Annotated in this window: 12 protein-coding genes; 8 read left to right on the top strand and 4 right to left on the bottom strand. The window is 56.3% G+C overall.

Annotation, left to right across the window (positions count from 1 at the left end; genetic code table 11):
• The 3 genes from SY1_RS01150 to SY1_RS01140 form a co-directional block, all read right to left on the bottom strand.
• Window positions 1–422 (bottom strand): hypothetical protein (locus SY1_RS01150; RefSeq protein WP_208872523.1); only part of this gene is annotated, 422 nt, incomplete at its 3' end.
• A gap of 17 nt (window positions 423–439) precedes the next feature.
• On the bottom strand, window positions 440–1,378 hold the full coding sequence (locus SY1_RS01145; RefSeq protein WP_208872522.1) for a hypothetical protein: 939 nt from the start codon (window positions 1,376–1,378) through the stop codon (window positions 440–442).
• Window positions 1,318–2,001, bottom strand: a complete 684-nt coding sequence (locus tag SY1_RS01140; RefSeq protein ID WP_208872521.1) for a hypothetical protein — start codon at window positions 1,999–2,001, stop codon at window positions 1,318–1,320. The genes SY1_RS01145 and SY1_RS01140 overlap by 61 nt, the downstream gene beginning before the upstream one ends.
• 108 nt (window positions 2,002–2,109) lie before the next feature.
• Between SY1_RS01140 and SY1_RS01135 the strand changes: the two genes are divergently transcribed.
• The 4 genes from SY1_RS01135 to SY1_RS01120 all read left to right on the top strand — a co-directional run bounded on the left by SY1_RS01135 (window position 2,110) and on the right by SY1_RS01120 (window position 3,381).
• Window positions 2,110–2,382, top strand: coding sequence for a type II toxin-antitoxin system RelB/DinJ family antitoxin (locus SY1_RS01135; protein WP_015555907.1), 273 nt, complete (start codon window positions 2,110–2,112; stop codon window positions 2,380–2,382).
• A complete protein-coding gene (locus SY1_RS01130) occupies window positions 2,379–2,654 on the top strand; it encodes a type II toxin-antitoxin system YafQ family toxin (protein ID WP_243440544.1) in 276 nt (91 codons plus the stop codon). The genes SY1_RS01135 and SY1_RS01130 overlap by 4 nt, the downstream gene beginning before the upstream one ends.
• A gap of 219 nt (window positions 2,655–2,873) precedes the next feature.
• Window positions 2,874–3,110, top strand: a complete 237-nt coding sequence (locus tag SY1_RS01125) for a hypothetical protein (protein ID WP_208872520.1) — start codon at window positions 2,874–2,876, stop codon at window positions 3,108–3,110.
• Window positions 3,103–3,381, top strand: a complete 279-nt coding sequence (locus tag SY1_RS01120) for a type II toxin-antitoxin system YafQ family toxin (RefSeq protein ID WP_208872519.1) — start codon at window positions 3,103–3,105, stop codon at window positions 3,379–3,381. The genes SY1_RS01125 and SY1_RS01120 overlap by 8 nt, the downstream gene beginning before the upstream one ends.
• 23 nt (window positions 3,382–3,404) lie before the next feature.
• Here SY1_RS01120 and SY1_RS01115 read toward each other — a convergent pair whose 3' ends face one another.
• The gene (locus SY1_RS01115; protein ID WP_208872518.1) at window positions 3,405–3,890 is read right to left on the bottom strand and encodes a helix-turn-helix domain-containing protein; all 486 of its coding nucleotides are present in this window, start codon (window positions 3,888–3,890) and stop codon (window positions 3,405–3,407) included.
• A 58-nt stretch (window positions 3,891–3,948) separates the two neighbouring features.
• Here SY1_RS01115 and SY1_RS12705 point away from each other — a divergent pair, with 58 nt between their 5' ends.
• From SY1_RS12705 to SY1_RS01095, 4 genes are all read left to right on the top strand, one after another.
• Window positions 3,949–4,356: a helix-turn-helix domain-containing protein gene (locus tag SY1_RS12705; protein ID WP_409152344.1), complete on the top strand. Its 408-nt coding sequence runs from the start codon at window positions 3,949–3,951 to the stop codon at window positions 4,354–4,356.
• Window positions 4,357–4,373: 17 nt separating this feature from the next.
• Window positions 4,374–4,796: a hypothetical protein gene (locus SY1_RS01105; RefSeq protein WP_208872516.1), complete on the top strand. Its 423-nt coding sequence runs from the start codon at window positions 4,374–4,376 to the stop codon at window positions 4,794–4,796.
• Complete coding sequence (locus SY1_RS01100; protein WP_015555903.1) at window positions 4,796–5,368, top strand: TIR domain-containing protein; 573 nt, start codon at window positions 4,796–4,798, stop codon at window positions 5,366–5,368. The genes SY1_RS01105 and SY1_RS01100 overlap by 1 nt, the downstream gene beginning before the upstream one ends.
• Before the next feature lie 136 nt (window positions 5,369–5,504).
• Window positions 5,505–5,798, top strand: a complete 294-nt coding sequence (locus SY1_RS01095; protein ID WP_208872515.1) for a hypothetical protein — start codon at window positions 5,505–5,507, stop codon at window positions 5,796–5,798.
• Window positions 5,799–6,088: the final 290 nt, after the last annotated feature.

The raw sequence follows: 6,088 nt of genomic DNA, 5'->3' as shown, positions 1-6,088 counted from the left end.
GGATTTGGGGCCTCTATCATCTCTTCCAGGATGATCTGATCTTCCCGTGCCACGTCCTCCGTTTCGGCCAACAAACGCTCTTTGCGTTCTTTATCCGTCAAAAGCGTGCGCTTCTCGATGTTCCGGGCCTCCACCTCTCCTGCAAGGCGGTGATATCGCTCGCCCCCCTTCTCCAGGTTCCCCCCGCTGGCGAACCCTTCGATGTTCTGTATCGCGTGTTGAATTTCGTGGATCAGTGCTGTCCTCGCATCCTCACCACGAACCCAAGCGTTGAGGGTGATCACGTTTTTAGCCGGGCTGTAAGCACCTTTTTTCTTCCCTCCCATACCCTGAAATTTGACACGAACATCCGCCAACTCCGGGTATGCTGCATAGAGCTCCGGTGCGTTGTAGAAATCGGAGAGCCGGGAAGGCTTCCTCATCTGCCGCACAGCAGGCTTCAGCTCCTCAAGCCTGGCCTGTTCCTCGTCCGTGAGATTCCCCTCAATATAGCGGTCGTTATCGCTTTGGAGAAGCTGTACCCCACGTAGTCGGCGCCCTTCTTCCCGGTCCCTGATGCCCTCTCCTTGTAGAACATCCTGACCAGGCTCTTCATGGTGCTGGACGAGAGCCGTCCACCCCAGCGGTAGATCAGCTCCTCGTCCGTCTTAATCTGCCCGTTCGTGACCTCCTTGAACGCCTGTGCCCAATCCCGGACGTCTTCCTTGAACTTCTCCGGGCGGTGTATCTGTGCGGCCCATCTCTCCATCTGCACGCGCTGTTTCCCGTCCGCCCCGCTGTCCTGGATGAGCTGCTGCGCCTCCTCCAGGCTCGAGCTGTCGGCGATCTTGTCCATCCAGCCGCTCATGTAGTCGCGGTCCCGCTGCGCCTCCCAGCGCTCCCGGTCGGAGAGGCGCGCCTTGTATTTACCCCAGATGCGCTCGCGCGTCTCGGGGTCCAGCGAGGGGTCGTTCTCCATCGCATTCCACGCGGCCCGCTCGTCCGTCCCAAACCGGTCCATGAGCGCATCCGTGGCGGCGTAGGCCGCCGCCTTCTCCGCCTCCGCCGCAGCCTGCCGCTCCAGGCGCTCCACCTCTCCGGAGAGCTTTTTCCTGAGCCCCGCCGCCGTGTCGGGGAGCAGGTACTCCGACCCTTCCGTCATCGCCAGGGCCGCGACGGGGTCCTCGGACACGACGACCGCGATGCGCGCTGCCTCGAGGTCGGAGTCCGCCTCCTCGACAGCGCGGGAAATCCCCTCGGGCGCCGCCCAGTCCTCACCGTTGTGCTTGCCGTTCCTGTACCCCCGCCAGTCGTCGAACTTTCCCGTCCGGCGCGCCTTCACGTCGGGGAGCATCCGGCCCCCCAGAGCCCGGCTGTCCCCTCCCTGCTCTCCCTGCAAGGAGGGGACAGCCGAAGCCCCACTCTTTTGCCCCCCCTGCAAGGGGGGTGCCCCGAAGGGGCAGGGGGGTCATACGGTGTCCCGTCCGGTATCATCTTGGAGCGCTTCTGTCTGGGTGCGGCGGGGGCCTGCACCCCCTGCCCTCGCCGATCGGGGAGAGGCTGGAGCGGTTCCGGCTGTCCGGGGGGGTCTTCGCCCTCGTACTCGCTCGCCTGCTTCCAATACGGGAGCTTCGCGCGCTCGGCGATCCGCAGAAACGCGGCCTTCTGGTTCTCGTTCTCCAGGCCTCCGGCGATCTTTTCCGCCAGCTCGTCGGCATACTGGAAGGTCTCGTCGGTCAGTCCCCGCGCGGCCCCCAGCTTCAGGGTCTGGAGCTTCCCCGTCTCGGGGTCGTCCATCCACTCGGCCATCTGCCGTGCGTACTCGGTCTGAGCGTTCATGACCGTCGCGGCGTCCCACTCGTCCTGCTGGCGCTTGCGGACCTCCGCGAACCGGCGGAGCTCGTCGCCCGCTCCCGCGATGGCCCCGGCGACGTTCACGCCCGTCGCGGCGCCGTCGACGTAATTCCGCCCGAACGCCGCCGGTGTCGCCGCCTCGTTTATCTGATTCCGATACCGCTGCACCATCCCGCCTCCTTTCATGATGGGCAGTCTCGCTGTTGTACTGTATTGCCTTGTCGATATCCCCTGCCTGCGATAAAATGTAGCTACATTGTGCAAAGGAGGGGTATCATGAAGACAGATTCCGTCATCCGGGCCCGCATCGATTCGGACGTCAAGCACAAGGCGGATGCCGTATTCGCCCGTCGCGGTGTATCGGCCAGCACGGTCATCCGTGCGTTCTTCTCGACGGTTGCCGAGACCGGAGCACTCCCGATCGAGCTGAACGTCCCCAACGAGGAGACGGCCGCGGCGATTCGGGACGGCCGAGCCGGGCTTGGAGTCCGCCGTTTCGACAACGCGGCCTCGATGTTCGCCACGCTTGACGAGGAGGATGGGGAGTGACCCGATCCATCCTCACGACGAAGGCTTTCAGAAAGGACTACAAGCGTTCTTCCCGTTCCGGCTCCTGCGATATGGAGCTTCTTCAGTCCGTTATCGATCTTCTGTCCCAGGACGCCCCCCTGCCGGATTCTTATAGAGAGCACTCCCTGGTCGGGGAGTGGGTGGGCTGCCTGGAGTGTCATGTCGCTCCGGACTGGCTGCTTATCTATGAGCGGGACGAGGAGACCTTGACCCTCTATCGCCTCGGCAGTCACGCCGAGCTCTTCGGCTAGAACGCATACCCCCCGCGCCCCATCTGCTTGTTTCTGCGCCAGTCCTCATAGGGCCGGGACGCCAGGGTGATGCTCCCGCCCCGGACGCGTGTTCCGGTCGGCAGCCAAAAAACGCAGTTTGCGGTGCGTTCAAAGGGGAGTCTCGCCGTAAACTGCACTGTCTCTTTTCCCCTCACATTCCCCACGCCCCTTTTGTTATAATCTCTCCGAAAGGAGAGGATGATCATGACCGTTGCCCAAGTTGCTGAACGGAAAGCCCTGTACCGCCGTTTCCGCAATCTCTCGGACCAGGACGCCGCGCGGGTGCTCCAACTCATCGACGAACTGGAGGACCCTGAGCCTAACGAGGAAACCCTGGCCGCGCTTAAGGAATCAGAACGTATCGCTCATGACCCGTCGGTAAAAGGCTATTCAAGCGCTGCCGCGATGATGGCGGACATTCTCGCCGATGTATGAAATCAAGCCATCGTCCCGTTTCAGAAAAGACGTGAAGCTTCTTGCTAAAAGAGGCTTCGATATTTCTCTTCTGACTGAAACCATTGATCTGCTGGCTTCAGGCGAACCATTGCCCGCGCGCTGCTGCGATCATGCCTTGAGAGGGAAATGGCTGGGTCATCGAGAGTGCCACGTCACCCCAGATTGGCTTCTGATTTACAGAAAGTACGAAGATGTCCTCGTCCTCGCTCTTTCTTGTACCGGAACCCACGCCGATCTGTTCAAAAAATAGCCCCCCTCGTGGGGCTATTTCTCTTACGCCCTCGCCTCCTTCCACTTCTCCTGCTGCGCCCAGGCCTCGTCGAACCGCTCGGCCATTTCGTCCAGCATCAATTTTTTCGCCTCCTCGCGATTCAGGTTCGCGGTCTTGATGTTGACCATCGCGGCGATGCGCCGCGGCGAGACGGACATCACGCGCTGCTCCGGCGCGTTTGCTGCCATGTTCAGGACCTCCATTCTCAAATCCCCCTCTCTGTCGTAAATCAAGGTGAACTCTCGTGACTCCTCCGCCGGCCCGTTCAAAAGCTCTGATGTTTCGACACTCAAAATATTGGCGATACGCTCAGCAATACCTACTGATGGAGTAGATTTTTTATTTTCCCATCGCCATAAGGTATTCTCCTGAACTCCCACCTTGCCTACAAGGGCTCTTTGAGAATATCCTCGTTTTTCTCGAAAATATTTTAGCCATTTCACAAAGTTTCCCCTTAATAAAACAACTTTTATGTAGGTGAAAATCATCTGATATGGCAATAGACTTTCCGTCTACGAAATTGTAGAGTGTGTGCGGTGGTTGACAATGAATGTGGGAGAGAGGATTAAGCGGGCTCGCGAAGCCCTTAGATTGAGCCAAGCTGCTTTAGCGGAGGCTGTTGGTGTTCAAACTAACACGGTCTGGCGCTGGGAAAACCAACGTGCAACCCCTGATGTTGAAGTGATCTCCCAAATTGCTCAGACCCTGGGGGTTCCTGTCGCTTATTTTTTTTGTGAAACTGGTAAAACTGAGAAGTCTGAGGGGAAAAATGTTGTGCCACCTGTGGCTGGGAGTGACGCCCCTGTGGTGTTTCAGATAGGGGAGATGCGCTTGGAGCTTCCACCCACCCCTGAAACTTACGCATTTTTGGAGCGTCAGTTAAGGGGAATTCTGCCAACCGCTGAGAGGTTGCCTGCGCCGTCGCAAGAGGACGCTGGGGGACGGTCCGTATGATTAAGGGAGGGAGGAACATGCCTGAAGGTTACGACAGGGTGGCACACCTCGGTTTCATCCAGGGTGCAATCAATCGCATGGCGGGTAATTCATTCCTCTGTAAGGGCTGGGCGGTGACGCTTTTCTCCGCTCTTTCTGCGTTTGTTGTCTCGGCGGAGGGCTCTCATGTATTGTGCGTCCCCTGGCTTCTTGCTGCGGCGGTGCTTGTTTTTTGGTGGATGGATTCCTGGTATCTCCGTATGGAGCGTCTTTTTCGCCGCCTTTATGACCGAGTTCGTCTTGGGGATGAGGCAGGGAATCCCTACGACATGTCCTTCAAACCCTTCATGGGAGAAGAACAATGCGTCTTTCGTATCATGTTCTCCCGCAGCACGCTTCCCGTTTATTCTGTCATGCTGGTCGCTGCGCTGGTCTTGTTCTTCGTGAGGAGGGGTTGTTGATGACCAAGGTAAAAGAAAAGGTGTTCTACAGTTTTTATTACAAACAGGACGTCATGCGTGTGCAGAATATCCGACAGATGGGCGTTCTGGAGGGTAACGAGCCGGTTGAGCCCAACAAGTGGGAAGAGATCAAGAAAAAGGGTGACGATGCCGTCAGAAAGTGGATTGACGAGGAGATAGCGCGTTGTTCTTGCGTCATCGTCCTCATCGGCGCGGAGACGGCAAGTCGAAAATGGGTCAAGTACGAGATTAAAAGAGCCTGGAATGCCAACAGGGGGCTCATGGCCATTTATATTCACAATCTGTCCCCGGTCAATGACTCTTTGGCGAGCAAGGGACTGCAGGGGCAAAACCCCTTGTGCTCTTTTTGGCTGAGATCAGATGAGCAAGTCTTGGAGTTGTACACGGTTGCACCTGTTAAGAACCCGTCGGAATGGGACGCTTACGACGAAATACACGAGAATCTGAATTGCTGGGTTCAAGAGGCAATCGATGTGCGTAAAAAGTATGCCCGATACACATGCGTTCCCACCACGGTGAAAAGAATTTTCGGAAAAAGTTTGGAGCATTGACCACGATCTGATGGCATTGCCTGGCCTGCGTGATAGGGGGGAACGTAGATGAAAGGAGGAAAGCTTGGTATCAAACAGGATGGTCACATAATGAAGTTGAAGTGTTGCAGTAAGTATTGAATAGGAGGGTGTATCTATGACTACAGTGGGAACGAGAAAGGCCGCCATACATAACGTGGAAGGTTTTTTGATTGGAGTTTTTGATAAGGCAACATCGAAGGAGATAAGCGATACTGAAAATGGAAAAATGAAAGCATATCCACGTGAACGCGCGACAAAAGGTAATTCTACTGTTTCAGAATTTATCAAGAAATTTGAAAACTCTTACTCCGATTCTAATCTAACTTGTAAGGTTTATAAGGAAGACGGAACAGAAGCGACTGGGCAAACCAAGTTGTCTACTGTGAGAGAAAGCTACGAGGCTGATTAGCTCGGAGTGCTTTTAGCTGTGTGCTTAGGGAGAGAAGGGAGAAATAGCCTCTCTATTGTCTGACGAATCTAGGATCATGTTTCTTTCTCTGCGTTAGTGGATCTGTGCGCACGTATGGCTTGGACGCAGCTTTGCGACAGTATGCGGGCAAAGGATTCTTTCCTGGTCTTTGGCGCCTCCGAAATATTTGACCGCAATGCTCAGAACCTGCCCTCGGGTATCTTGGGGCGCTATCTCAGGAATAATGCAGAAGTCTTATCCTAATACCAATTCGCGTTTAATATGGATTG

Source organism: Fretibacterium fastidiosum, from assembly GCF_000210715.1.
Lineage (GTDB): Bacteria > Synergistota > Synergistia > Synergistales > Aminobacteriaceae > Fretibacterium > Fretibacterium fastidiosum.
The sequence above is the reverse complement of the archived record's forward strand: the minus strand, read 5'-3'. Positions and strand labels throughout refer to the sequence as shown.